Origin of the sequence: Alcaligenes faecalis, assembly GCF_041521385.1 — a bacterium.
In the GTDB taxonomy this organism is placed as follows: Bacteria; Pseudomonadota; Gammaproteobacteria; order Burkholderiales; family Burkholderiaceae_B; genus Alcaligenes; species Alcaligenes faecalis_E.
This window is the reverse complement of sequence record NZ_CP168006.1, coordinates 3,269,612-3,294,735: the sequence shown is the minus strand read 5'-3', so window position 1 is coordinate 3,294,735 and position 25,124 is coordinate 3,269,612. Positions and strand designations below refer to the sequence as shown.

The window sequence follows — 25,124 nt, the reverse complement described above, 5'->3', positions numbered from 1 at the left end:
AATGTCGTGTTGGCCCAGCCCGCTCAGAGGCTGGCGGCACTTACATGATTTTGCGTATATCCAGCAGGGAGAACGAACCCGTCAGGCCAAGATCCAGCATCAAACCGCTGGAGGTATAAGCCACGCTATCGACCTTGCCATGCGTCAATGGGCTGGCTGTGACGGCCGTGCCGTCATTGCTGGCCAGGACACTGACGGTGTACGAACCGTCGGCCAGCGGTGAACCCTCGTTATCCAGGCCATCCCACTCCATGGAGTACACACCCGCCTCTTTGGGGCCCAGATCATATTCACGTACCACTTTGCCGCTGCTGTCCTGAATATGCACCACGGTCGAGGTCGTCCCGCTGACCAGATCGATTCCGTACGGCATAGCCACTTTTTCGCCTTCCTGGCTGGTTCCCAGAGACACTTTCGCGCCCGGCACCAGCACTTGCTTGCCGATCAGGTTGGCGGCCTGCATGGACTGGCTGACATCCATTTGTCCGGCCACCGCCAGCAGGGTGTTGTTCAGTTGCTGAATCCCCGCCACCGTGGACATCTGCGCCATCTGGGTCGTGACCTGAGCGTTATCCATAGGGTTGAGCGGGTCCTGATTACGCAGTTGCGTAATCAGCATGGTCAGAAAACGGTCTTCCGTTTCCGCCATGGCGCTTTTGTTGCGGGCATCCACACCAGCCATGGTCCCTGCGGTGGGGTCCAGGGCGGTGCGATCATTATTGACTGTGCTCATGTTCTATTTTCCGTAAACCGGCTTACTGACCAATGGTCAAGGTACGCAACATCAGGTTCTTGGACGTGTTCACCACTTCCACATTGGCCTGATAGGAGCGCGAGGCGGCCAGCATATTGACGGTCTCGGCCACCACGTCCACGTTGGGCAGGGTCACATAGCCTTGTTCGTCGGCGTACGGGTTGCCGGGGTCATATTGCAAACGGCCCGGTGCGGTGCTCTCTTGCACGCCCACCACCTGCACTCCCCCCACGGGACTATTGCCCTGGGGTGTCATTTGAAACACCACCTGACGAGCCTTGTAAGGCTGGCCATCGGGTCCAATCACACTGTCGGCGTTAGCCAGATTGCTGGCCGACACGTTCATGCGTTGGGACTGAGCCGTCAGCGCAGAGCCGGCTATCTGGAAAATACTGAAACTGGACATGAAGACTCGCTATTACTGTTGCAAGGCTGCCATCAAGCCTTTCAATCGCTGGGAAGCCAGATTGATCGTGCTTTGATAGTGCAAGGTGTTATCGGCAAATTGCATGCGCTCCACATCCATCTCGACCGTATTGCCGTCCAAAGAAGGTTGCACAGGAACGCGATAGAGCAACTCGTCCGTACTGGGCGGACGGCTTGCCTGGGCGGGAATATGGCGGGCCGAGGTCAAGGCCAGGCTGGTATTGGGCAAAGCCATCTGTCCTTGCCCCCCTAAAGCCGCCTTCATGGCCGCCGTAAAGTCCATATCTCTGGCCTTGTAATTGGGCGTGTCGGCATTGGCAATATTGGAGGCCAACACCTCCTGGCGCTCCTGGCGCAAAGCCAGTGCCGTTTGGTAAAACTTCAGGTGCTCACCGATGCGATCAATCATGGAGTCAAGCCAATATTCTGTGTTCAAGTTTGAGATCCGGTGAACGCGCGTACGCCTTTTCACCGTCATAACAGCATGGTAGCCAGAGGTACTGCTTCACAAACCTGGGAACAAAACGCAATTTATCGGCCAATTCAGCTCTTGACCTGACCGTTGAGTCCGTAAAATTCAGTCATGACCTTATCTAGACTCCTGACCTGCCTGTGCCTGTTTACCCTGGGTGCGACAGCAAGCGTGCGCGCTCAAGAGGACGTCCAGGCCCTCAGCGTGCAAGCCATGCAGGACCAGGCGCAGGACTACCTGCTCCAGCAAGCACAGATGTATCCTGGCATCGCCACCATCACACTGGATGCATCGCGCCTGCACACCATGCCTGCCTGCACGCAGAACCAGTTTTTTTTGCCCAGTGGCCAGCGCCTGCGCTCGCGTATGAGCATTGGTGTGCGCTGCCTGAGTCCGCAAAGCTGGAGCACCTCCATAGGTGCCACCATTTCTATTCAAGGGCACTATTACGTCCCCAATCGCCGCATCAATCCAGGCGAGACGATCCAGCAGGACGACTTGCTTGAACGCGAGGGAGATTTGCTGGCTCTGGCCAATGGCGTGGTCATCAACCCCGAGCAGATCATTGGCTATGTCGCCCGCCAGCGCATTCCCCTGGGCAATGCAATACGGGCCTCGGCGCTGCGCGACCCCCAATCAATTACGCGCGGCCAGACAGTGCGAACCATTGCACGCGGCACAGGCTTTGTTGCCACCGGCGAGGGCCAGGCCCTGGAGAGCGGCGCACCGGGCACCCAGATTCAGATCAAGGCCAGTTCAGGGCAAGTGATTTCCGCCACGGTACTGGATGCATCTACGGTTCAGGTCGTTCTCTAAACTAAATCCGATGAGCATGCTAAAGTTTGCCTCCAGAGCGCCGTTACAAGATCAACGCAAAGAACAGGCCGCACGGAGAAACACGTGAAGATCAGCCCCTCCCCCCTCAAGACACCGCTTGCTGAAACTGCTGCCACCGAGCGCAGCACGGCATCGAACCGTGCGCAGCACGCATACAGCAGCAGCACCAACGAAGTGGACTTCAGCGCCGCCGCCCGCCAGCTCAACTCGCTGCAAGACAGCAGCGCCGATGTAGACATGCAAAAAGTCCAGGCCTTGCGCGAGGCCATTGCAGCAGGCGAGCTCAAAATTGATACCAGTCGGATTGCCGACTCCCTGATTGCCTCCGTGCGCGATCTTCTCAAGTAATCACCTGAAACGGCCATGTCTTTGCAAACCTGTCTTGCCGATCAACACCAGAGCCTGCTGGATTTTGAGCAACTGCTGCTAGAAGAAAACACCCTGCTGCTACGCGCTTTTGAGCCACAGGAGCTGGCTCAGATCACCTTGCGCAAATATCAGTTGGTAGAGCGTATCAAGCAATTGGAACAGGTCCGCGCCCAGCTCCTGCACGAGCGCGAACTGGAAGACAATCAGCAAGGCCTGCGCTACGCGGTTGAAGAAGACGAGCTGGAAGAAGAGCTGGAGCAGCTCATTGCACTGAGCGAAAAGGTCCGTAACGCCAGCGACAACAACCGCATTCTGGTTGATACCTTTCTGACAGACACCCAGCAAAACCTGGATGCGCTGGAAGCCTTCACGGGCCGCAACACGTTTTACGATGCATCCGGAAAAACACAGAATACGCAGTCTTCCTTGAGTTTGAAGGCTTAAGCCCCAACAGACTCAAGCAGCGTCATGCCGGAGACCGAAAGCACCAACTACGTAGTTGGTGCTTGCCCGATCAACAAGGCGATTGGCGCTGAATCTGCGGAACCCAAAGACAAACCTGGACTGCTCAGAGCCAAACACTTACAACAAATAAGGTGTATTTGGCCCATACACGATATTTGATGTAATTCCCGACCTAGAAAGCCCTGCCTTTGAGAAACCGAGCAAGCCCAAACCCCGCTCTGACAGATATAAAAAAACCTGCCGTGTGACAGGCCTTTTCAATGGCACTGAACTTAGCTCATCGCCTCTTTCAGCACCAGCATCTTTATCAATGCATCGACTGACTGCCCGGACTTCAGGTTCGGCTTGCCCAACAAACGCGCACTGAGTTGGCGCACGCCCCGATTATCCGGCGCCTGCAACAAGTCCCATGAAGCCAGCGTTAATTGAGCAGCCGCCAGCAAATGAAGCTCTTCCTCAAACTCGGAATGGCTGGCCGGCAACAGGCCACGCACGGCATTAAACAAGCGTGCCATTTCCTGCACCTCGCTACGCAGCATCATGTAGCAGGCCAGGCTGGCCGGGGCGATGGCCTCGGAGCCATTGCGTTGATGCATCAGGGCAAAGCGGGTTTTCAACACCTTGCCATCGTGACGAGCCACAGTACGCAGGACAATCAAATCCAGATGCACAGGCTCGGCATTGCGGTGCCGCAATTGCACCGGCTCCACGGCGTACCACAAAGCGATTTCACCCAGCCCGGCACGGCCCAGCGTTTCCAGGTGCAGGCGGGCGGCCAGATCAGGGATAGCGTGAAAAGCCAACTGCTTGCTCAAGGCATTGGGTGTCGTTTTGCCGTCTTTGTGCCACAAGGAAGTGGCGCCTGGAATCAAAGCCAGCCAATCGGCTTGCCTATCGGCCCATTGACGCCACATGGTGGGCGAGCCACCCTCGAAAATATGCAGCAAATTGACAGGCTGGGCCTGAGCATTCAGAACCTGCATGGCCTGATTCAGCGCCTGGGTGGGGCTGGGCCGTTCCATACTGCGTACACCACGCACATCCGACCACTGCGACGGGGTTTGTCGCTGATAGTACGGAATACTGAGGGCCTGCCCTTTGGGGCTGAACAAGAAGCTGAACGAGCACTGCTCCTGGCCGCCTGCTGCTTGATGATCAGCGTGGATCACGAGCAGACGGGACATATTGCCTTCGCCCACTTCCTGACACGCGGCACGCATCAAGCCCTCAGCTCGTTGTGCCGCCGCCCCATCCTGAACGGATGCATTGGGCGCATGCAGATCACGCCAAAAATCGTAGGCTTCGGCACAGGCCAAACGTTCGTCCAGATCCGCCGCAGCGCGACGGGCCTGCTCAAGGGAAATAGGACCACCGGCAGAGGCCGCCGACAACAGGCGCGGCAAGACGCGCGCACGGCGCTCTTCCTCGGCTTGCTGCTCCTGTGCGGACTGCCCACCACTTTCCAGCAAAGCCGCCAGATCACCTGAGCTGGGCGCGTACAAGGGGCGCTGACCCTCGCGTACTTGCAAGGCAGAATCGACCAGTTCAGCAGCACTCATGAAACGCAAATCCTCGGGCACTTTCTGACCATTGGAGACGTAATGAATCGGCAACTTGAACCGGATGGCCGTATCCAAAGGTCCGCCCAGCTTGATGGCCTCGTCCACTTTGGAGATGATGCAGCCACTGAGCGCAGTACCACCATCATGTGTATAGCTGCGTGCCACTTCATCCAGGGTATCGCCTTGACTGGCCGCATTGAGCACCAGCAGACGCTGCACTCGGCGTCCGGCACCGGCCAGCAAAGCGGCTTGCTCGCGCACATAGCGGTCACGCTGGCTGATGCCCATATTGTCGATCAGGATCACCTGATCGGGCCGCACACCCAACATCACACTACGTAGCTGCGCCACGTCCTGAACGATATGCACGGCGACCCGCATCAGGTCACCATAAATCTTCAATTGCTCGTGCGCACCGATTCGATAGGTATCCGTGGTCAGCAACACCACTTTATCGGGCCCAAAGCGACGCACGGCACGAGCCGCCAGTTTGGCCAACGTGGTCGTCTTGCCCACTCCCGTGGGGCCCACCAAGGCCAGGGCCAAACCTGGTTGCCACAAGGCGTCCTCGGAACGCAGCACCGGCAAATGGGTTTCCAGCTCTGTGCGCACCCATTGCAGGGCAGCACGCGCGCCCAGTTCCTCCGGCAAACGCTTGAGCATGGCACGCAACAAGGCCGTGCTGAAGCCTTGCGACAACAGGCTCTGAAACAGATTCACCGCCACAGGCGTGCGACGCATCTGGTGGCTCCAGACCAAATCGTCCATGCGGCCTTCCAGAGCGCCACGCAATGCCCCAATCGCACCCATGACATTATCGGCAGGTGGTGGGGCCATTTCCTGCTGGCGTATACCGGCGGCCTGATGCGGTGTGCTGCTGGGCATGGGTGTACGTTCAGTGGCACCACCGGGAACCGAGCTGGAATCGGTAGCGAGAATTTCCACCCCGCCATTGACACGACGATTGGACACAATCAAGGCATCGGGGCCCAAAGCGATACGCACCTGGCGCATGGCTTCACGGCTGGTACTACCAAAAAAGCGACTTATATTCATTCAGACTGACCAATAATGGTGGTGACCCGAAGGATGCGCTCTTCAGGAATTTCAGCGTTGGACAAGACACCCAGTTGGGGAATGTGGTGTCGCAGGAAACGGGACAAGGTAGGCCGTAAAATGGGAGGCACGACCAGTACAGGCGGGTCGCCATGTTCTTCCTGGAACTGCGCCGCCCGCATGGCATCGGTCAATACCGACTCGGCCAGTCCGGGCTCGAGCGCACCGCTGCTGGTCAAGGCCTGCGTCATGACCCGCTCCAGACGAGCATCCAGACCGATCACACGCAGCTCGCCCTCGCCGGGGAACCATTGCTGCACAATGGCCCGACCCAATGCCACGCGCAGAACCGCGAGCAATTCACCTGCCTCCTGACCGGGCTGAACCGCACCGGGAGCCAGAATGCGCGGCGCATGCTCAGCCAGCGTTTCCACAATGCTGCGCATATCGCGAATGGGGACATCCTCGGCCAGCAGACCGCGCAAGACCTTGAGCAACAGGCTAAGAGACAGGGTTTGCGGTACAAAATCCTCGACCAGCTTGGGCGCTTCGCGACCCACGTGATCGAGCAATTGCTGCACTTCCTGACGACCCAGCAAATCGGCCCCGTGACGATGCAGCAAGTGGTTGATGTGTGTCGCAATGACCGTGCTGGCATCGACTACGGTATAGCCCGCAATCTGTGCCTGCTCACGCATACTGACATCCACCCATACCGCCGGCAGACCAAAGGCCGGATCTGTTGTCGGTGTGCCAGGCAGCTTCATGGTGACGCCACCGGGATCAATGGCCAGCCACTGGCCTGGCGTTGCGGTACCACGGCCAATCTCCACACCAGCCAGCAAAATGCGATAGTCGTTGGGCTTGAGCTCCAGATTGTCCCGAATGTGAACCACAGGCGGCAAAAAACCCACCTCCTGCGCAAACTTTTTACGCAAGCTGCGGATACGATGCAGCAGCTCGCCGTTTTGGGCATGATCTACCAAAGAGATCAAGCGATAGCCCACTTCCAGACCCAAAGGGTCCACCATGGACACATCATTCCAGCTCGCTTCGCTGGCAGCAGAATCAGCCGCCGCCAAGACGTCGTCATCGGGTTCAGTGGCTTGCTGCACCTGTTCGTTCTGATGCTTTTGCATCAGCCACGCACCCGCTGCCAAAATCGCGGCCAGCAGCAAGAACACCAGATTGGGCATGCCTGGAATCAGTCCCATCAAGCCCAAAATCCCGGCGGTGATATACAGCACCACAGGGTTACGGAAAAGCTGGCTGACCATTTGCTGGCCCACGTCTTCGTCCGTTGCCACGCGTGAAACCACTACACCGGCGGCCGTCGAGATGATCAGAGCAGGAATCTGGGCAACCAGACCATCACCAATGGTCAGCAAGGTATAGACACGACCGGCTTCCGAAAACGACAAATCGTGCTGCACCACACCAATGACCAGACCACCAATCACGTTGATGACCATGATCAGCAGGCCCGCTACCGCATCGCCGCGCACGAATTTACTGGCCCCATCCATGGAGCCGTAGAACTCGGCCTCTTGCGACACCTCGGCCCGGCGACGCCGTGCATCGTCCTCACCGATCAAACCGGCATTCAAGTCCGCATCAATGGCCATCTGTTTGCCCGGCAAGGCATCCAGAGTAAAGCGTGCACCCACCTCTGCGATACGCCCGGCGCCCTTGGTAATCACCACAAAGTTGATGATGACCAAAATCACGAACACGATCAGGCCAACGGCAAAACTGCCACCCACCAGAAAGTGACCAAAGGCCTCAATGACCTGGCCAGCGGCATCGGGGCCTTTATGACCGTTCATCAGCACCACACGCGTAGAGGCCACATTCAAGGCCAAACGCAGCAAGGTGGCAAATAACAGCACAGCCGGGAAAGCCGCAAAGTCCAATGGCTTTTTGGTGAACATGGCCACCAGCAAGATCATGACGGCCAGAGCGATGTTAAAGGTAAACAACAGGTCCAGCAAAAACGGTGGCAAGGGCAAAATCATCATGGCCATCACCATGAGGATCAGCACTGGACCCGCTAAAAGCCGGGCGTGTTGACCACCGTTTTGTTTCAGTAAGGCAAAAAAATTGTTCATTGCTTTTCGTGTTTGCGCGAACGCAGTGGACCTTCATCCATGCCAGTGGGCACGTTCAATCGGGTGGGCATGACAGGGCGCTCGCCCTGCCCCTTGTTCCAGTTACGAAGCTGATAAACCCAGGCCAGCACTTCGGCCACGGCCGAGTACAAATCCACGGGAATCTCACGCTCCAGTTCGACATTAAAGTACAGGGCCCGCGCCAGCGCAGGCGCCTGCAAGGTGGCTACCTTATGTTCCGCCGCCAGTTCGCGAATCTTGGCGGCAATCAAGCCCGTGCCTTTGGCAACCACACGGGGAGCCCCGCCCTTGCCGTCCTGATACTTCAAGGCCACCGCATAATGCGTAGGGTTAGTCACCACTACATCCGCGCCCGGCACCTGGGACATCATGCGCGAACGGGCCATGGACCGCTGCTGCTGCCGAATGCGGCCTTTGACGTGCGGATCACCTTCGCTTTCCTTATGCTCTTCTTTCACATCCTGATGCGACATACGCAGCTTTTTATAGAAACTCCACAACTGCCAGGGCGCATCAATCAACACAATCACCAGCAAGCTGGCGGCGATCAGGGCACAACACTTGATGATCAGCTCCATCCCTGTGGCAATCGCCGCCGTGGGATGCACATACATCAAGGCCGTCATCTGTTCGCGCTCGGTCCAGATCACATACATGGCAACCGAGCCCACCAGACCGGCTTTAGCCAGGGTCTTGATCAGCTCGATGACGGTCTGCATGGAAAACATGCGCTGGACACCCTTGGCCGGATTCATGCGCTCGAACTTGGGCTGCAAAGCCTTGCCGCTAAAACTCATACCACCCAGCGCAATCGATGCAAGGATTGCGACCACCACCAACAGCAAGAACAAGGGTGCCAGCCCCTTTAGCGCCTCGCCCGCCAGACCGGCCGCCTGTACTACCATGGCGCTGGGATCATGCGCCACACGCGGGTCAAACCAGACGCTGCGACGCACAATGCCGCCAAAGGTCTCGTACAGATAGCCGGCCCCAATCCAGATTCCGCCTATCCCGGCCAGCAACATCAGGAACGTTGTCAGCTCTCTGGAACGCGCTACCTGCCCTTCCTCCCGCGCCTTTTCAAGGCGCCGGGGTGAGGCCGGTTCTGTTTTTTCGAGATCGCTGTCTTCTGCCATGGACTGCCGAGACGCAGGAGTTGAAAGAATGAATCATGCGCGCAGCACCAATGTTGCGCTCGCACTGCATGCCGCGGGGTCATTCTAAAAGAGCGCAGCGGCTCTGATAGCATGGAGAAAGCCCGATAAAAGCAGGCTGTTCCCCACAAGCAAAAAGGCGCTGCAATGTGCAGCGCCTTTCGCAAGCGAACCTGACAATCGGATCAGTGCGACGATTAAAAGCCCAGATTCGCCAGCAAATCGTCCACCTGATCCTGGCTGGTGACCACCTCCGAAGCAACGGGAGAAACAACCGGGCCATTGATAAGGCTTTGAGTTTCCTCACGTTTTTCTGTGGGAACGTTATCAACCAGAACCTGAACCAGCTCGGTTTCAATCGTGCCGACCACACCCAGCATGCGCGTGATCACCTGACCGGTCAGATCCTGAAAGTCCTGAGCCATGATGATCTCCAGCAGATTATCCTGCGTCTGCTGGGCCTTGACAGGCACATCACGCAAAAAGCCACGGGTACGCTTGACCAACTCACGAGCCTGATCCTGATCCAGGGGTTGCTCAAACCATTGGTCCCATTCAGCATCCAGCGCCTGAGCGTCCGCTTGCAGGGACTCTTGCAAAGGACGCACCTGCTCGGCGGCATTGAGTACCCGGTTGGCGGCCTGCTCAGTCATGCGAGCCACGTAATGCAGACGATCTCGGGCATCCGGAATCGCGTGCGCAGCATCTTTAATGGCCTGATCCAGACCCAGTTCGCGCATGCTTTCCCTCAACAAGCGGGTCAGGTTGGCAATGCGGTAGACCAGATCGACCGGTACGCTCTGGGGGTCGGGATGATTCGATGTTTGCTGTGGATCCATGACGTACTCCGTATCAACCGGCCATTTTCTCGAAGATCTTGTTCAGCTTCTCTTCCAGCGTTGCGGCGGTAAAGGGCTTGACGACGTAGCCATTGGCGCCCGCCTGAGCGGCGGCAATAATGTTCTCTTTCTTGGCTTCGGCTGTTACCATCAGCACCGGCAAAGAGGACAGGCTGGCATCGGCACGAATCTGCTTGAGCATTTCCAGCCCGTCCAGATTCGGCATGTTCCAGTCAGAGACCACGAACTCGAAATTGCCATTGCGCAATTTTTCCAAGCCCATCTGACCATCTTCTGCTTCGTCTACGTTTTCATATCCCAGATCCTTGAGCAGGTTCTTGATAATCCGGCGCATGGTGGGAAAGTCATCGACGACGAGAATTTTTATATTTTTTTGTACCATTTACATTCTCCAAATGAGTAGCATGCCAGTGCGTTCAGGACCGTTCATACACGGTGCCCGAAAGCCCCCACACTGGCCAGAATTCGTTCGCTGATTTGCCCCAAGGGCAAAGCAATGTCGGTTGCACCAATTTGCAAGGCTTCACGCGGCATGCCAAAGACCACGCTGGTGGCCTCGTCCTGGGCAAAGGTCATGGCACCGGCCTGTTTCATGGCCAGCAAACCTTGCGCGCCATCCTTGCCCATACCCGTCAGGATGACGCCCACGGCATTGCGCCCAGCCAATTCGGCGGCGGAATGAAACAGCACATCAACCGAGGGCCGATGGCGGTTGACAGGTTCACTGTCCACCAGCTTGACCACATAATTGGCGCCCGAGCGGGCCAACTTCATGTGCGCCACGCCGCCAGGAGCCAAATACACGTGACCGGGCAACACACGCTGACCATCTTCGGCCTCGTGTACCTGCATGGAGCACAAACCATCCAGACGATTCACGAACGAGCGCGTGAACCCGGCTGGCATATGTTGGGTAATCATGATGGCCGGGCAATTGGCGGGCAAGGGCTCCAACACCTGGCGAATGGCCTCGGTGCCGCCCGTGGACGCGCCGATCATGATCAGTTTTTCTGTCGTAGAAAAATTATGCGTCAAGCGACGCACCGGAGCCGAGCCCGGCGCAGCCGGAGCAGCACGACGTGGACGGGCAATAGAGGCGGCACGAATCTTGTCGGCAATCAGGTCTGAATAATCCAGCAGACCATCGCGCAGGCCCAGCTTGGGCTTGGTTACAAAATCCACCGCGCCTAATTCCAAAGCGCGCAAGGTCACGTCCGAATTGCGCTCGGTCAGCGAGGACACCATCACCACGGGCATGGGACGCAAGCGCATCAGGCGCTCCAGAAAGTCCAGCCCGTCCATGCGCGGCATCTCGACATCCAGTGTCAGGACATCCGGATTGTGCTCTTTGATCAGCTCGCGCGCCACCAGCGGATCAGGGGCCACGGCCACCACTTCCATATCCTCATGGCTGTTGATAATTTCCACCATCAGGCTGCGCACCAGAGCGGAGTCATCCACACACAAAACTCGAATTTTCTTCATGCTACTCATCATCCCGATTTCAAGCGCCAACAGAGCTGAGGGCTTGCAAGCCCCCCTTGAACCCTAGTTCCGGACATACACCGTCTGACCGAGCAAGCGAAAGGCTTTGGTCAAGTAGGAGAAGTTCTCGGAATGTCCCACAAACAACAGGCCACCCGGTTTGGTCACCGCGGCGAATCGCTCCAGAATGCGCGTCTGATCGTCCCGGTCAAAATAAATCATGGTGTTTCGACAGAAAATCACATCAAAACGACTGGACGAGGGCCAGGTCGAACCCACCAGATTGAACTCCTCGAACTCCACCATATTGCGCAGCACCGGCTTGACACGCGCCAAGCCTTTGCGAATCCCCACACCGCGCTGAAAATAGCGCGGCAGCCACAAATCGGGTACGGGCTGGATACGCTCCAAGGTGTACACACCCTGACGGGCCTTGTCCAAGGCAGCCGAATCAATGTCGCTGGCCAGGATAGACACATTCACATCCGGCGACGGGCAATGTTCGCGCACCGTCATGGCAATGGAATAGGCTTCCTCGCCGGTGGACGCTGCGCTACACCAGATATCCAGAGGTTTGCCACGTGTACTGACAAACTTGCCCAAAATGTCGAAGTGGTGCTGTTCACGAAAAAACGCCGTGTGATTGATGGTGAAGGCGTTGACGAAATCCTGCCACTCCTGGCTATGGGTATCCTGCTCCAGAATATCCAGGTACTGGCGTACCTCGCGCATGCCCGCGTTCTGACTGCGCATACCCAATGTACGGGACACCATATCTTCTTTGTGGGTACCTAAAATGATGCCCGCATACGATTTGAGCAAGCGCGCGGCTCGCTCACAATCGGCCCTGGACGCCTGCGGGATCGAGGGCAATGTATAAACAAAAGGTTCCACAGATGTGCTCATATAACTACAGGCTGGCCAAAGTCCCGCTAAAAGGCCCCGTCGACAGACGCTCGCCGGAACGCAGTCGCTCCGGCTCGGGCGTCTCATACGGATCATCAATAATGTCGTGTGCGCTCACTTTGAACGCCGACACCGCATCGGACAAACGGGTTGCCTGATCCTGCAAGGAGCCCGCTGCCGCGGTTGCCTGCTCGACCAGGGCCGCGTTTTGCTGCACAACCACATCCATTTGTGCAACTGCCCGGTTAACCTGCTCAATTCCTTCCGACTGCTCGTTCGAGGCCGACGAAATCTCCGCCATGATAGTGGTCACACTCTGCACCGAACTGACCACCTCCATCACCACTTTGCCCGCCTCATCAACCTGACGGGTTCCTTCTTTGACTTTGGCCAAGGACTGCTCGATCAAGCCCTTGATCTCCTTGGCCGCCTGCGCGCTGCGCTGAGCCAGACTGCGCACTTCGCCGGCCACCACCGCAAAACCCTTGCCCTGCTCTCCTGCCCGGGCCGCTTCCACCGCCGCATTCAAAGCCAGGATATTAGTTTGGAAGGCAATACCGTCAATCACATTCACAATCTGGGCAATCTGACCTGAACTGGCCGACAAGTCCTCCATGGTCTGCACCACCGTGGAGACCGCCTGTCCGCCCCGCAGCGCCACTTCCGAAGCACTCTTGGCCACCTGATCCGCTTGCTGGGCATTATCCGAGTTCTGACGAACCGTGCTGGCCAACTGCTCCATGCTGGCCGCTGTTTGCTGCAAGGAGGCCGCCTGCTCTTCCGTACGGCTGCTTAAATCCGTATTGCCCACATAGATTTCACGCGAGCCAAAGGTAATTTCTTCCACCCCCTGACGCACAGTGTGCACCATGGACTGCAAGCTGTTTTGCATGCGTCGCACGGCGTCATACAGCACACCGATTTCATTGGTGGATTTCACTTCCACACGCTGGGTCAAGTCCCCGCTGGCAATACGATCGAAATGCGCACCGGCCTGACGCAGGGGACGCAGCACCATGCGATTCAGGAACACATAGACGGCCAGCGAAATAAACAGACAGAACACCATGGCCAGCCCCACCAGACGGACCACCATGTTGTACTGCTCATTTTCCTTCTGGTACTGCGCATCGATGGAACGCTGCTGAGCTTGCTGCAAGGTACTCAAGGCGCTGTAGAGATCTTCTTCCAAAAACTTGGTTGTGGTGGCCACATAGCTACGAAAGCCAGCAATATCGCCCTGTTCCAGATAGGCAATCAAGGGCAGCACACCACCTTGCATCAAGGACATGAAAGCGGCATCCACACGCTGGTAATAGTCGTTAGTGCCTTCCAATTGCGTGGCAATGCCTTGATATTCAAAAAATGCTTCCTGTGCCAACTCGAACTGCTTGCGCGTCGCCTCCAGGGCATCCTGGGTCGCGGAGCTGATTGCCGACGTCTCGGGAGCAACGTCGCTCCATTCGGCCATCAAGTCCTGATTTTGCAGATCGTTGCTGACCACGTAGCTGATAGCCGCTCGTCCAATCAGGGTTTGGGTCTCTTTGTAGCTCTCGATGGCCTGATACATGGCCGAGCCGACACGCTGATTGACCACAATGCTTTGCAGCGCACCATTATTGGCACGCAGGGACAAAATCCCCAACGCAGCACCGGCCACCAGCATCACTAAAAAAAACACCAGTACCAGAATCAGACTGGTCCGCACCTTCAGATTGGCCAAACGTAATCCATCCAGCATTGCAAGCACCTTGTCTAGAGTAGATCCGAACATCAGAGGCGCTTGTGACGCCTCCCCCGACCCGAACATTCCTTGAAGGACCGCTCAAACAGGTCCCCGCTTTGCAAGTCTTTGCAGACTCGGGCGATCAGGCCACTGCGCTATCGACCAGTGCCATTTCTTCACTGGTCATCAATTTTTCAATATCCACCAAAATCAGCATGCGTTCACCCAGCGTACCGATTCCGGTCAGGTATTCAGTCGAGAAAGCCGTGCCGAAGCTGGGAGCGGCGCTGATCTGGGACGACTGCAAAACCAGCACGTCCGACACGCCATCCACCACCACACCGACCACGCGATCGCGCAGATTCAGAATCACCACCACCGTCTGGTGGTCGTACTCCACGCGTTCCATGTTAAAGCGCACGCGCAGGTCCACGATAGGCACAATCACGCCACGCAGATTGGTTACGCCCTTGATGAAATGGGGCACATTGGCAATGCGGGTGACGGTCTGGGAGTCGTAGCCGCGTATTTCCTGAACCTTCAGAATATCGATACCGTATTCCTGGTCGCCCAGAGTAAATACCAGATACTCCTTGCCGCCAACCTCAGCAGCTTCGGAGTGGGAAGTAAAGTCGTTGGACATAAAGATCTCCGAATAATCAGGCCCACGTCGAGGCGGGGTCACGCGCCAGACGTTGCAAGGCAAAAACATCAACAATCAGGGCTACGCTGCCATCGCCCAATATGGTGGCAGCGGAAATACCCGGTATTTTTCGGTAGTTGGCTTCCAGGTTCTTGACCACGACTTGATGCTGGCCAATCAGGTGATCGACCAGCAAGGCAAAGCGCATGTCTTCAGCCTGCAAGATAACGGCAATCGCACGGGTCACATCCTTCTCGGCCTCTTCAACCGAGAAAATGTCCCGCAGGGAAATCAGGGGCAGATACTCGCCACGGACAAACATCACGTGATCGGTATCGGACACACGGCGCAACTGCTCTTCGGTGGGCTGCATGGATTCGGTCACGTGCGCCAACGGCAAGATAAAGACCTCATTGCCTACCTGCACCGACATACCATCCAGAATCGCCAGAGTCAGAGGCAGGACAATGCGGGTGGTGGTGCCCATACCCGCTCGCGAGTACAGTTGCACGTGACCACCCATGCTTTGAATATTGCGTCGCACCACGTCCATACCCACACCACGCCCGGAAATTTCCGTAACCTTCTCGGCCGTCGAAAAGCCCGGTGCAAAGATCAGTTGCCAGACCTCATCGTCCGGCATGGTCTCGGTCACCGGCAAACCCGAGGACATGGCTTTTTTCAAAATACGTTCGCGGTTCAGACCAGCACCATCATCCACCACTTCAATAATGATGTGACCACCCTGATGCTGGGCCGACAAGGTCAGCACGCCCTCTTCTTCCTTGCCCGCAGCCAGACGATCCTCGGGCATTTCAATGCCGTGGTCGATACTGTTGCGCACCAGGTGAGTGAGCGGATCAATGATGCGTTCGATCAGGCTCTTGTCCAGCTCGGTGGCCTGCCCTTTGGTAACCAGGCGAATTTTCTTGTTCATACGCGCGGCGCTTTCACGCACCACACGCGGGAAGCGGCTGAACACGTAGTCCATCGGCATCATGCGAATAGACATCACGGACTCTTGCAAGTCGCGCGCATTGCGCTCCAGTTGCTCGATACCGTTCAGCAAGCGATCATGCACAACAGGATCCAGCGTTGAGGCCGTTTGCACCAGCATGGCCTGGGTAATGACCAACTCGCCTACCAGGTTGATGATCTGGTCGACTTTTTCCACGCCGACACGAATGGTGCCGGACTCTTTGGGAGCGGCGGCCTTGGCGGGTTTGTCTGCCGCTTTAGGGGCAGCAGCAGGAGCAGGCGTTTCGGTTTTTTCAGACTCGGCGGCAACAGGAGCGGGGGCTGGAGTGGTCGGTGCGACGGCGGGGGCAGCAGGCTCGGCAGCCACTGTGGCGGCAGGAGCAGAAGCGGCGACAGATGCTGGCGCTGCAGCTTGCCCAGGGGCCGCAGCCGGTTTTACCGACACTTGATCAGCGTTCAGAATAAAGCAGCACACGGCCAGAATATCGTCAGCCGAACCGGTGGTTTCCACCCAGATATCCAGGCGATCACCTTCATGGGTTTGATGAACGATCGTGCCCATCAACTCCATTTCTTGTTGCAGCGCCTCGGCATCTTTATCCGACACCGGCCCCATCGACACCCACAGTGGCAGGCCATCCGTATTGGCAACCGGTTCCGGCTCGGGTTCTGCTTCGGCTTGCAGAATCGCTTCAGTTCCTTTCGTGTCCGTTGCCAGAATGCCCTTTTGTTCCAGGGCCAATTGCCTCAGTTGCGCACAGATGCGGGTGTAGGCTTGCTCGTCAGGCTCCTGTTCCTCGCGGTAGGCATTGACTTGTCCGGTTAGCACGTCCTTGGTTTCCAGAAAGAGGTCAATCATGTCCTTGCGTAATTGCATCTCGCCATTACGGACCAGATCGAGCAGATTTTCGAGTAAGTGGGTGGTTTCAGCCAACTGACCGAAACAACCAAACGTGCCTGCGCCCCCCTTGATCGAGTGCGCGGCCCGAAAGATGGCATTGAGCTGATCGCGGTCAGGCTCGTCCAGATCCAACTCCAGCAGCAAGCGTTCCATGTCCGCCAGCAACTCATCGGCTTCATCGAAAAAGGTTTCGTAAAACTGACTCAGATCTACGCCGGAGCTCATGAACACTTCCTTCCTGGTTATGGCTTAGAACAACAAAACAAAAAGCACAGCCCAATCACGTCGACCGTCGGGCTGCCAGCAGGCCCTAAGGCGCCATTGGCAAGGCAGAAGGCATTTCAGGCAGACCGGGAATATGAATACTGATTGGCCCCTCGGTCTCCTGCATGGCTTCGCGCAAATCAAACTCTTGCGACCCGCTTGCGGCCTGCTCATCCATGCGTCGTTCCGCTCGGCTATTGAGCACGAGCAGGCTGATACGTCGATTTACGGCGGCAGCCGGGTTATCTTTAACCAGACTTACACTATCGGCCAAACCTACAACCTGCTTGACCTTGTCCTCGGCCAGGCCACCGGCCACCAGTTCCTGTCGAGCGGCATTGGCACGGTCGGCAGACAGCTCCCAGTTACTGTACAAACGCTCGCCACTGGCATATTGCAGCGAGTCAGTGTGACCGGAAATCAGGATACGGTTAGGCATTTCGTTCAAGGGAGCACTGAGCGAACGCAAAATGGCCCGCATGTAAAGTTGCACCTGCGCACTGCCCGTAGAGAACATGGGACGGCTTTGACGATCAATGATCTGAATACGCAAACCGTCCTGGGTCATGTCCAGCAGCAACTGCGGGCGGAACTCCTTGAGAACGGGATCAATACGAATGAGCTCTTCCAGTGCCGATTTCAAATCCTCCAGACGCTCGACGTCCTGACGATCATCGGCGGCCTGATTGGAGCTGACACCGGGATGAGGATTAGGAACCAGGCTGGGCTGGCCACCAGGGATGACACTGCGCGAGTAATCAGCCTGATAGCCCCCCGAGACCGCATCCATCAAGGGCATGCGAAAGTAATCGGCGATTTCCTTCAAGTCTTGCTTGGGAACCAGAGAAAGAATCCACATCACCAGAAAAAAAGCCATCATCGCCGTCATGAAGTCGGCATACGCAATTTTCCAGCTACCGCCATGATGCTCGGCATGGGCCATCTTCTTGCGACGGATAACCACGCGATCCGTATGATTACTCATAAACGTATCCGCTTAGGCTTTGCGGCCAGCACCCGAACGGGCCTGACGCACATGCTCCTCCAGCTCCTGGAACGAGGGGCGATCGGAAGAGAACAACACTTTACGGCCAAACTCCACGGCCAGTTGGGGTGGATAACCGTTCAAGTTGGCCAGCAAGGTCACCTTGATACATTCCAGAACCTTGACCGAATCCGAAGTGCGGCGTTCGATCGTGGCCGCCAGCGGCGCGACAAAACCGTAGGCCATCAAAATACCCAGAAAGGTTCCCACCATGGCCTTGGAAATCAGGTCGGCCAACACGGCGGGCGGCTGGTCCACCGAGGCCAGGGCTTTGACCACCCCCAGCACCGCTGCAACAATCCCGAAAGCCGGCAAGGCGTCAGCCACTTCTCGCAAGGCACGTGCAGGCACATTGAGTTCATGCTGGTGGGTTTCAATGTCCTGATCCATCAGCGTCTCAATTTCAAACGAGCTCATATTGCCGCTGATCATCAAACGCAGGTAGTCGGACACAAAGTTCATCAGCACCGGATCCTTCACCACATTGGGATAATCCGCAAAGATAGAACTTTGCTCAGGGTTTTCGATATCGGCCTCAATGGACATCATGCCATCACGGCGCGCCTTGTTCAGCAGCACCGACAACATGCCCATCAACTGCATATACAACTGCTTGTTGTAGGGGCTGCTCCGAAAAGCGGTCGGCAGGGATCTGGCCAGCAGTTTGATGGATTTACCGCTATTGGACGCAAAATAGGCCCCAAGGGCCGCGCCACCGATCAGCAATAACTCAAAAGGCTGGTAAAGCGCACCCAAATGCCCACCCAGCCCCACAAAGCTCCCGAAAACGGAAACGAAAACAATGATATATCCAAGGATGATAAGCACGGATACGCCTTCTTCAAATACACGCTGCTAATGATGGCGGCAAGCAACAGGGCTAAAACGACGCGTTAATGGCCTTTTTCCAGCCTAGATCAACGCTTCCAGTTGCCTTGACACGTTCAGATTCTTATCAGATCCACATCAAAAACCAGCATCTATCCGGCTTTGCTGCATACTGACGACAAAAGCTCTTGCTAAACGGGCATGTCTACCTGGACATTGACGTGCCCTGGTGCCTTGGATCGCGACTGCCTGACAGGCTCTGATTTTCGGCTTTTACTGGCAGGAGACTTAGAACTGCTGCGAGCCTTGCTGGCACGCGTCTTGCCGGCGCGTGGAGGGGGACGGCAAATGGCACAGATAAAACCCGCTTCAGGATCATGTGCATGGGCCACAAACCCCCCTTTGCAGCGTTCGCACTGGGACAGTTGCAACAAGCCGCTATCAAAAAAGCGCAACAGCATCCAGGCACGGGTAAAACTCAACACCGGCTCTTCATCTGGCTCCATATCCAAGCGCCCGGCCGAGGCCTGCTCCAGGTACAGGCGATAGGCTTCGACCAAGGCACGGCTTTTGTCGCACGGCGTATGGACGGTCATGAACTGGTAAATGCTGAAGAAAAGGCTGGAGTGAATATTGGGCAGCCAGGTCATGAACCAATCAACCGAAAAAGGGAGCATGCCTTTAGGCGGTGAGCAGCCTTTGACTTCACGGTACAAACGAGCCAGTCGGTCATAACTTAGTGATGTTTCTGCTTGCAGAACCTGCAAGCGCGCCCCCAGTTCAATCATGTCGGAAGCCAGCCCAATTTCCTGGGCTTCTTTGGCGACGCTTTTTATAGCCATAGTTCTTGATCTAATAAGTTCGCAGCCGGTTCAACCGGCTTGCTCTGCCGTCGCGCGTTGGGACAGAAGAATGGTGGAGTGAGCCTGCTGCAATACCCCTCCGAGCACATCCTGCGTCAAGGTGGAAAGCAGGTCGTAATCGTTGAAACGGAAACCGCAAATCAACGAACTGGAGCTGGCCAGTTTGACCAATTGAGCAGGCGACAGACGCAGCAAGGTCTCTGCCACATCAGAGTCAAAGCCCAAACGGAACATACCTGCCGAGAAGTTCTCCCGCAGCAAGCGTTGCGCAAGTAACAAGTACGACAAATTGACTTCCTGAATATCATTCAGCAGCGAATTTTCCGATACGGGCATGTCAGCCATCCTTGTAAAACTGTTAATCAGCTAGTTTTTGTAACAAAACACATTTAAAACACGTAAAGTTACATAAATATGTATCATGCCTTGCAATATATTGCTCGAATACAATTTTTACATTATCAACGCTCCCGACACAAACTGTCCATGAATACTCTAAAAACATGGAAAACGTCGGATTTATGCAATAAACGTATCAAGACACAGCAGAATATTATCAGATGCTCACTTAATGTTGTAGATATAAACTAGATGTAACATGACAAAAGTCAAAACGCCTGTTTCAAAAATATGTTTTGTTGCATGAATTGATCATTATTTCATTGATACTTCATCGATCTCGCTCAGGCTCTGCCTGAAAATCGACGAAATATCGGATATTCTTCTGCTAGGCGTTTGTGCTCCCAACCCCACATCCGTTTTGTAACAGCCTATGATTCCTGCTGCTTTTACGCAACGTCTGCTTGCCCTGTGCCTGACACTGCTTCTGGCTGCCTGCGCGCACACTCCGGCTTCGCGCCCCGCCGCGACTCATACCGTTGAGCTTGATGAGCAACGACGCTCCGCTGTAGTCCTATCCGCCTTGAGCTTGCTGGATACGCCGTACCGCTATGGCGGACGCGAGCCGTCCACCGGCTTTGATTGCAGCGGGTTGGTGCATTATGTGTTCAGTCAGGAATCCAGCTCAGTTGTTCCGCGCCGTACCAGCGATCAGGCCAACGCAGCCCGTCGCGTCAGCCGCTCACAACTACGCCCAGGTGATCTGGTGTTTTTTAATACACTGGGCGCGCCCAACTCGCATGTCGGTATCTATATAGGTAAGCAACAGTTCATCAACGCGCCCTCCAGCGGTGGACGTGTACGAATTGACTCTTTGGATAATCCCTATTTCGCCAAACGCTTTGAAACGGCTCGCACATTCTTTGATTGATTCAGCGGCAAGCCCGCACAGGGAGTAAACCGCACCGGGCCAGCGCGTTCACAAGGCCCGGCTGCAATAAGTATGCGTTTAGCACGTAGGCACGGTCGCGTATTGCTCAGCCAGCTCCAGAAACGCCCCCAACTCGGGCGAACGCCCCGTTTCCTCTTGCATGATCGCCGCCACCGCCGGGGCCAGTGATTGTGCCAGGCGCGCATCCAGAAACAAGAGCCGCGAACGACGAGCCAGCATGTCTTCCACCGTACGAGCATATTCAAAGCGACAGGCAAAACGCACCATGGCAACACTCAGGCCTGGAGCCAGCTCTTGGTCAGCACCGGGTAAGGTCTGCACCCAATCAGCCTCACTTCCATAGGCATCCAAGCCAGCGGTACGCCCCAAAGAGCGCCGGTCGCCTACATAAGACGCTCCTACCAAACGTTGCTCCTGAGTCCGGCAAGCAGGCAAAGGCCCCAGCAAACCGGACTGCTGGCAACGTTCCAACACGTCCTCGGCCATGGCTCGATAGGTTGTCCACTTGCCTCCGGTTACCGTCAGCAAGCCACTGGTGCTCACCGTAATGCTGTGCTCCCGGCTAATGGATTGCGTCTGCCCCGCAGCCTGCTCGGCAGTCGGACGTACCAAAGGTCGCAAACCTACCCAAATACTGCGCACATCCTGCACACTTGGGGCTTTTTGCAGATAGTTGGCGGACTCTTTCAGGATGAAATCCACCTCCTGAGCCAAGGGACGTGGTTCCAAGGGAATATCGTCCCGGGGAGTGTCGGTTGTTCCCAGAATCAGCTTGCCCAACCAGGGCACGGCAAACAACACCCGACCATCCTTGGTACGTGGCACCAGCAAAGCGTGTTCACCCGGCAAGAACTCCTGATCCACCACCAAGTGCACACCCTGGCTGGGCGAAACCAGAGGGCGCACTTCACGTCCAGCTTCCTGTGCATCCAGTTGTCTGAGTTGATCGACCCACACCCCTGTGGCATTGACCACGCACTTGCTTTGGATCTCATAGGTTTGACCACTTTCCGCGTCCTGGCAACGCACCCCGGACACCTTGCCTTCGTGATGCACTACTTCCACCACCGGGCAATAATTAACCAGCAAAGCACCATTCAAAGCCGCCGTACGGGCCAGCGCCAAGGCCAGACGAGCATCGTCAAACTGGCCATCCCAATACTTCACACCACCTTTCAAACCACTTTGCCGCGCACCGGGCAAAAGCTGCCGGATCTTGGAAGCACTCAAAAATTGGGTATGACCCAGCCCCTCGCGCCCCGCCAAACCGTCATAGGCCATCAGGCCCACCCCATAGAACGGGGTTTCCCAGCACTTGTAGCTGGGCATGACAAAAGGCAGGCGCTGCGCCAGATGCGGCGCATTGCTCAGCAAATGCATGCGTTCGCGCAAAGCCTCGCGCACCAGGCTGACATTTCCCTGGGCCAGATAACGCACCCCACCGTGTACCAGCTTGGTCGCCCGTGAGGACGTTCCCTTGGCAAAATCCTGGGCTTCCAACACCACCACGCTCAAGCCGCGCAGGGCCGCATCCAGGGCCACACCCAAGCCGGTTGCCCCTCCCCCCACCACGACCATATCCACCTGCGTGGCACGCGCCAAGGCGCCCAGCATCTGGGTTCTATCGGTTAACAAGGGGGAACTTAATGTAGTCATAAGATAAGCTTTGGACCTGAAATTGGCAGACACCCGAAAAACGGCTGGCTGGCTCGGGATTTACCCTGATTTTAGCCCCTGAACTCTTACCGTCCAGTGAAACTTGTTTGCCCCCTCATCAACGTGACACCTGCTGCCAGACACAGGTACCAGGGAGCCGGTACACTGTGGTCTGCTCCGCTTTTACGACCTCTTTCGCATGACATTCATACTTGCTCTTGATCAGGGAACCTCCAGCTCGCGCAGCCTTGTTGTGGCGGCAGATGGCCGCATTCTGGCCAAGGCACAGCAGGAAACCCAGCAGTATTATCCGCGCACGGACTGGGTGGAACACGACCCCCAGGACATTCTGGATACGCAGTTCAGCACAGCCCGACAGGCGATTGAGCAGGCCGGTCTGCGCCCCCAGGACATTCATGCGATTGGCATTACCAATCAACGCGAAACCACGGTGCTCTGGGACCGGCAAAGCGGACAAGCCCTACACAAGGCCATCGTCTGGCAAGACAGACGCGCCGAAGACTTCTGCGCCCAGTTACGCGAACAGGGGCACGAGGCCACCATTAGCAGCAAAACCGGCCTGCCTATTGATGCCTACTTTTCGGCCTCCAAGCTGCGCTGGCTGCTGGACTCCATCCCCGGTGCCCGTGAGCGGGCCCAACGCGGTGAACTGGCTTTCGGCACGATTGATAGCTGGCTGATCTGGCATTTAAGCGGCGGCAACGTCCATGCCACGGATGTCAGCAATGCCTCGCGCACCCTGCTCTACAACATTCATCGCCAGCAATGGGACGAGGAACTGTTGGCCCTGTTCAACATCCCGGCCAGCGTGCTGCCCCAGGTACAAAGCTCCGCCTCTGAGTTTGGCTGTTGCAGCCCCGAGGTTTTAGGCAGCCCCATTCCTATTTGCGGTGTGGCGGGAGACCAACAAAGCGCCCTGTTCGGGCAGGCCTGCACCACACCTGGCATGGCCAAGAATACGTACGGCACGGGCTGCTTCCTGTTAATGCACTGTGGCTCGCAAGTCCCCCAATCTCATAACGGCCTGATCGCAACCAGCGCGGCCCATCATGGCGACACCCCTGCCTACGCACTGGAAGGCAGCGTTTTCATTGGCGGCGCAGTCGTCCAATGGCTACGCGACGGGCTGGGCGCTCTGGAACACAGCGCCCAAGTTGAAGAACTGGCCCGCAGCGTGCCGGATGCACAAGGCGTGCGACTGGTTCCCGCCTTCACCGGCCTGGGGGCCCCCTATTGGGATGCCCAGGCCCGCGGCACCATTACCGGCCTGACACGCGCTTCCACCATGGCCCACATTGCCCGTGCAGCACTGGACAGCATCGCCTACCAAAGCGCCGCCGTGCTGCAGGCCATGAATCGGGATGTACAGGCCAATGGCGGCCCGGCCTTGCACGAGCTACGGGTTGATGGCGGAGCCTGCGCCAATAATCTTCTGATGCAATTTCAGGCAGACTTATTAGGCCTGCCCGTCGTGCGTCCCGTTACTATTGAGACGACCGCCCTGGGCGCCGCCTATCTGGCGGGCCTGGGCAGCGGTCTGTATTCAGGCTTGCCGGAAATTGCGGCTTTGTGGCAATGCGACCGGACTTTCGAGCCTGCCATGTCACGTGATGAAGCCCAAAACCTGATGCTCAGTTGGGAACAAGCCGTGCGTCAGGCACGCACTTATTGAACTTGCTGTTTTTTTTGACGGAAACACCATGCTGCAAAAAATCATTCTGGGCATTGCCATCTTCCTGATTGTCATGTTGGGCCTGACCTTTGGCGAGGCCATCATCCGCTACCTCTCCTCCTACCTGGGGTTTCTGTTTGATGACTTCGTCCACTTGATGCGCGAAGTCCAGCATTACCTGACGGTTCACTGGGGCAAGGCCTTGATTGCCTTGCTCATTACCATCCCGCTGGTCATCTGGATTTCCAAGAACAAGAAAGATGAAATGTCCAAACCCAACAGCCACCGCAAGATTGCGATTGTGTTGGCGATTTTCCTGGGCTGGCTGGGTGTACACCGCTTTTACCTGGGCCAGATCGGCATGGGCTTGCTGTTTTTGGTGCTGTTTGCCATCTGGGCCCCGCTGGCTTACTTCCTGGCCCTGATCGACGCCTTGCGCTACGCCTTCATGGGTGACGACGAGTTCAAGCTGGTTCGTTAATTTTCATCCTTTTCACGCCCCCCCTTACTTAGTTAGTAGCGGCACCCCAAAAGTTGGAGACAGATCCAACCTTTGGGGTGTTTTTTTACCACCTGGCCGCCCCAAAACTTGGCGCCCCCGGCAAGAAACGCCCCCTTGGGGATGAGCCGGGACACACAGCAATCCATTGCGGACTGCTGTGCGCCAGACAAATCCGGGCGGCATGCAGGCCGCGAGGTAGGACGCAAGCCGAAGGCCCAGCATGGGGGTATTTTTCTGGCTGACCGCTTGATGCGTTCCC

The 25,124-nt window shown here is 56.6% G+C and carries 24 protein-coding genes; 6 read left to right on the top strand and 18 right to left on the bottom strand.

The genetic code is table 11. The features are described from left to right. Window positions 1-40: 40 nt before the first annotated feature. From ACDI13_RS14730 to flgB, 3 genes are read right to left on the bottom strand one after another with little or no spacing between them, the layout of a single operon-like run. The gene (locus ACDI13_RS14730) at window positions 41-733 is read right to left on the bottom strand and encodes a flagellar hook capping FlgD N-terminal domain-containing protein (protein WP_316989908.1); all 693 of its coding nucleotides are present in this window, start codon (window positions 731-733) and stop codon (window positions 41-43) included. 22 nt (window positions 734-755) lie between these two features. Continuing rightward, a complete protein-coding gene (gene flgC / locus ACDI13_RS14725; RefSeq protein ID WP_316989907.1) occupies window positions 756-1,160 on the bottom strand; it encodes a flagellar basal body rod protein FlgC in 405 nt (134 codons plus the stop codon). 12 nt (window positions 1,161-1,172) lie between these two features. Next, entirely contained in the window at window positions 1,173-1,589 is a 417-nt protein-coding gene (flgB, locus tag ACDI13_RS14720) for a flagellar basal body rod protein FlgB (RefSeq protein WP_094196106.1), read from the bottom strand. A gap of 174 nt (window positions 1,590-1,763) precedes the next feature. Between flgB and flgA the strand changes: the two genes are divergently transcribed. From flgA to flgN, 3 genes are all read left to right on the top strand, one after another. Further along, window positions 1,764-2,468, top strand: coding sequence for a flagellar basal body P-ring formation chaperone FlgA (flgA, locus tag ACDI13_RS14715; protein ID WP_316989906.1), 705 nt, complete (start codon window positions 1,764-1,766; stop codon window positions 2,466-2,468). An 84-nt stretch (window positions 2,469-2,552) separates the two neighbouring features. Next, entirely contained in the window at window positions 2,553-2,837 is a 285-nt protein-coding gene (gene flgM / locus ACDI13_RS14710; RefSeq protein WP_316989905.1) for a flagellar biosynthesis anti-sigma factor FlgM, read from the top strand. A 15-nt stretch (window positions 2,838-2,852) separates the two neighbouring features. Next, on the top strand, window positions 2,853-3,302 hold the full coding sequence (gene flgN / locus ACDI13_RS14705; protein WP_316989904.1) for a flagellar export chaperone FlgN: 450 nt from the start codon (window positions 2,853-2,855) through the stop codon (window positions 3,300-3,302). Between the two features lie 293 nt (window positions 3,303-3,595). Here the strand turns inward: flgN and flhF are convergent, their stop codons facing one another. The 14 genes from flhF to flhD form a co-directional block, all read right to left on the bottom strand. Beyond that, the gene (gene flhF, locus ACDI13_RS14700) at window positions 3,596-5,941 is read right to left on the bottom strand and encodes a flagellar biosynthesis protein FlhF (protein ID WP_316989903.1); all 2,346 of its coding nucleotides are present in this window, start codon (window positions 5,939-5,941) and stop codon (window positions 3,596-3,598) included. Further along, complete coding sequence (flhA, locus tag ACDI13_RS14695) at window positions 5,938-8,049, bottom strand: flagellar biosynthesis protein FlhA (RefSeq protein WP_316989902.1); 2,112 nt, start codon at window positions 8,047-8,049, stop codon at window positions 5,938-5,940. The genes flhF and flhA overlap by 4 nt, the downstream gene beginning before the upstream one ends. After that, window positions 8,046-9,206 carry a flagellar biosynthesis protein FlhB gene (gene flhB / locus ACDI13_RS14690; protein ID WP_316989901.1) on the bottom strand — a complete coding sequence of 387 codons (1,161 nt, stop codon included), beginning with the start codon at window positions 9,204-9,206 and terminating at the stop codon, window positions 8,046-8,048. The genes flhA and flhB overlap by 4 nt, the downstream gene beginning before the upstream one ends. A gap of 215 nt (window positions 9,207-9,421) precedes the next feature. Then, window positions 9,422-10,063 carry a protein phosphatase CheZ gene (gene cheZ, locus ACDI13_RS14685; RefSeq protein ID WP_316989900.1) on the bottom strand — a complete coding sequence of 214 codons (642 nt, stop codon included), beginning with the start codon at window positions 10,061-10,063 and terminating at the stop codon, window positions 9,422-9,424. A 13-nt stretch (window positions 10,064-10,076) separates the two neighbouring features. Then, window positions 10,077-10,466 (bottom strand): chemotaxis response regulator CheY, encoded by a 390-nt coding sequence (cheY, locus tag ACDI13_RS14680; protein WP_094196098.1) that lies wholly within the window; start codon window positions 10,464-10,466, stop codon window positions 10,077-10,079. Between the two features lie 44 nt (window positions 10,467-10,510). Next, on the bottom strand, window positions 10,511-11,569 hold the full coding sequence (locus tag ACDI13_RS14675; RefSeq protein WP_316989899.1) for a chemotaxis response regulator protein-glutamate methylesterase: 1,059 nt from the start codon (window positions 11,567-11,569) through the stop codon (window positions 10,511-10,513). Window positions 11,570-11,632: 63 nt separating this feature from the next. Continuing rightward, complete coding sequence (locus ACDI13_RS14670) at window positions 11,633-12,463, bottom strand: CheR family methyltransferase (protein ID WP_372373134.1); 831 nt, start codon at window positions 12,461-12,463, stop codon at window positions 11,633-11,635. Between the two features lie 16 nt (window positions 12,464-12,479). Next, window positions 12,480-14,216 carry a methyl-accepting chemotaxis protein gene (locus ACDI13_RS14665; protein ID WP_316989897.1) on the bottom strand — a complete coding sequence of 579 codons (1,737 nt, stop codon included), beginning with the start codon at window positions 14,214-14,216 and terminating at the stop codon, window positions 12,480-12,482. A 127-nt stretch (window positions 14,217-14,343) separates the two neighbouring features. Next, window positions 14,344-14,844 (bottom strand): chemotaxis protein CheW, encoded by a 501-nt coding sequence (locus ACDI13_RS14660; protein ID WP_316989896.1) that lies wholly within the window; start codon window positions 14,842-14,844, stop codon window positions 14,344-14,346. A gap of 16 nt (window positions 14,845-14,860) precedes the next feature. Further along, window positions 14,861-16,948 (bottom strand): chemotaxis protein CheA, encoded by a 2,088-nt coding sequence (gene cheA / locus ACDI13_RS14655; RefSeq protein ID WP_316989895.1) that lies wholly within the window; start codon window positions 16,946-16,948, stop codon window positions 14,861-14,863. Between the two features lie 85 nt (window positions 16,949-17,033). Continuing rightward, complete coding sequence (gene motB, locus ACDI13_RS14650) at window positions 17,034-17,972, bottom strand: flagellar motor protein MotB (RefSeq protein ID WP_316989894.1); 939 nt, start codon at window positions 17,970-17,972, stop codon at window positions 17,034-17,036. Between the two features lie 12 nt (window positions 17,973-17,984). Next, the gene (gene motA / locus ACDI13_RS14645) at window positions 17,985-18,860 is read right to left on the bottom strand and encodes a flagellar motor stator protein MotA (RefSeq protein WP_316989893.1); all 876 of its coding nucleotides are present in this window, start codon (window positions 18,858-18,860) and stop codon (window positions 17,985-17,987) included. 191 nt (window positions 18,861-19,051) lie between these two features. Next, complete coding sequence (gene flhC, locus ACDI13_RS14640) at window positions 19,052-19,702, bottom strand: flagellar transcriptional regulator FlhC (protein ID WP_316989892.1); 651 nt, start codon at window positions 19,700-19,702, stop codon at window positions 19,052-19,054. Between the two features lie 30 nt (window positions 19,703-19,732). After that, window positions 19,733-20,059 (bottom strand): flagellar transcriptional regulator FlhD, encoded by a 327-nt coding sequence (flhD, locus tag ACDI13_RS14635; RefSeq protein WP_316989891.1) that lies wholly within the window; start codon window positions 20,057-20,059, stop codon window positions 19,733-19,735. Between the two features lie 436 nt (window positions 20,060-20,495). On the opposite strand from flhD, the gene ACDI13_RS14630 reads away from it, so the two are divergent. After that, on the top strand, window positions 20,496-20,993 hold the full coding sequence (locus ACDI13_RS14630) for a C40 family peptidase (protein WP_316989890.1): 498 nt from the start codon (window positions 20,496-20,498) through the stop codon (window positions 20,991-20,993). A gap of 78 nt (window positions 20,994-21,071) precedes the next feature. On the opposite strand, the gene ACDI13_RS14625 is transcribed toward ACDI13_RS14630, so the two are convergent. Next, complete coding sequence (locus ACDI13_RS14625) at window positions 21,072-22,670, bottom strand: glycerol-3-phosphate dehydrogenase/oxidase (RefSeq protein WP_316989889.1); 1,599 nt, start codon at window positions 22,668-22,670, stop codon at window positions 21,072-21,074. A gap of 199 nt (window positions 22,671-22,869) precedes the next feature. Between ACDI13_RS14625 and glpK the strand changes: the two genes are divergently transcribed. Both glpK and ACDI13_RS14615 read left to right on the top strand, forming a co-directional pair. Next, the gene (gene glpK, locus ACDI13_RS14620) at window positions 22,870-24,363 is read left to right on the top strand and encodes a glycerol kinase GlpK (protein WP_316989888.1); all 1,494 of its coding nucleotides are present in this window, start codon (window positions 22,870-22,872) and stop codon (window positions 24,361-24,363) included. A gap of 28 nt (window positions 24,364-24,391) precedes the next feature. After that, entirely contained in the window at window positions 24,392-24,844 is a 453-nt protein-coding gene (locus ACDI13_RS14615; RefSeq protein WP_108727128.1) for a TM2 domain-containing protein, read from the top strand. Window positions 24,845-25,124 lie beyond the last annotated feature (280 nt).

Coding starts and splice junctions, on each gene's coding strand:
- ACDI13_RS14730 (WP_316989908.1), bottom strand. CDS start 733: ATGAGCACAGTCAATAATGATCGCACCGCCCTGGACCCCACCGCAGGG.
- flgC (WP_316989907.1), bottom strand. CDS start 1,160: ATGTCCAGTTTCAGTATTTTCCAGATAGCCGGCTCTGCGCTGACGGCT.
- flgB (WP_094196106.1), bottom strand. CDS start 1,589: ATGATTGATCGCATCGGTGAGCACCTGAAGTTTTACCAAACGGCACTG.
- flgA (WP_316989906.1), top strand. CDS start 1,764: ATGACCTTATCTAGACTCCTGACCTGCCTGTGCCTGTTTACCCTGGGT.
- flgN (WP_316989904.1), top strand. CDS start 2,853: ATGTCTTTGCAAACCTGTCTTGCCGATCAACACCAGAGCCTGCTGGAT.
- flhF (WP_316989903.1), bottom strand. CDS start 5,941: ATGAATATAAGTCGCTTTTTTGGTAGTACCAGCCGTGAAGCCATGCGC.
- flhA (WP_316989902.1), bottom strand. CDS start 8,049: ATGAACAATTTTTTTGCCTTACTGAAACAAAACGGTGGTCAACACGCC.
- flhB (WP_316989901.1), bottom strand. CDS start 9,206: ATGGCAGAAGACAGCGATCTCGAAAAAACAGAACCGGCCTCACCCCGG.
- cheZ (WP_316989900.1), bottom strand. CDS start 10,063: ATGGATCCACAGCAAACATCGAATCATCCCGACCCCCAGAGCGTACCG.
- cheY (WP_094196098.1), bottom strand. CDS start 10,466: ATGGTACAAAAAAATATAAAAATTCTCGTCGTCGATGACTTTCCCACC.
- ACDI13_RS14675 (WP_316989899.1), bottom strand. CDS start 11,569: ATGAAGAAAATTCGAGTTTTGTGTGTGGATGACTCCGCTCTGGTGCGC.
- ACDI13_RS14665 (WP_316989897.1), bottom strand. CDS start 14,216: ATGCTGGATGGATTACGTTTGGCCAATCTGAAGGTGCGGACCAGTCTG.
- ACDI13_RS14660 (WP_316989896.1), bottom strand. CDS start 14,844: ATGTCCAACGACTTTACTTCCCACTCCGAAGCTGCTGAGGTTGGCGGC.
- cheA (WP_316989895.1), bottom strand. CDS start 16,948: ATGAGCTCCGGCGTAGATCTGAGTCAGTTTTACGAAACCTTTTTCGAT.
- motB (WP_316989894.1), bottom strand. CDS start 17,972: ATGAGTAATCATACGGATCGCGTGGTTATCCGTCGCAAGAAGATGGCC.
- flhC (WP_316989892.1), bottom strand. CDS start 19,702: ATGGCTATAAAAAGCGTCGCCAAAGAAGCCCAGGAAATTGGGCTGGCT.
- flhD (WP_316989891.1), bottom strand. CDS start 20,059: ATGCCCGTATCGGAAAATTCGCTGCTGAATGATATTCAGGAAGTCAAT.
- ACDI13_RS14630 (WP_316989890.1), top strand. CDS start 20,496: ATGATTCCTGCTGCTTTTACGCAACGTCTGCTTGCCCTGTGCCTGACA.
- ACDI13_RS14625 (WP_316989889.1), bottom strand. CDS start 22,670: ATGACTACATTAAGTTCCCCCTTGTTAACCGATAGAACCCAGATGCTG.
- glpK (WP_316989888.1), top strand. CDS start 22,870: ATGACATTCATACTTGCTCTTGATCAGGGAACCTCCAGCTCGCGCAGC.
- ACDI13_RS14615 (WP_108727128.1), top strand. CDS start 24,392: ATGCTGCAAAAAATCATTCTGGGCATTGCCATCTTCCTGATTGTCATG.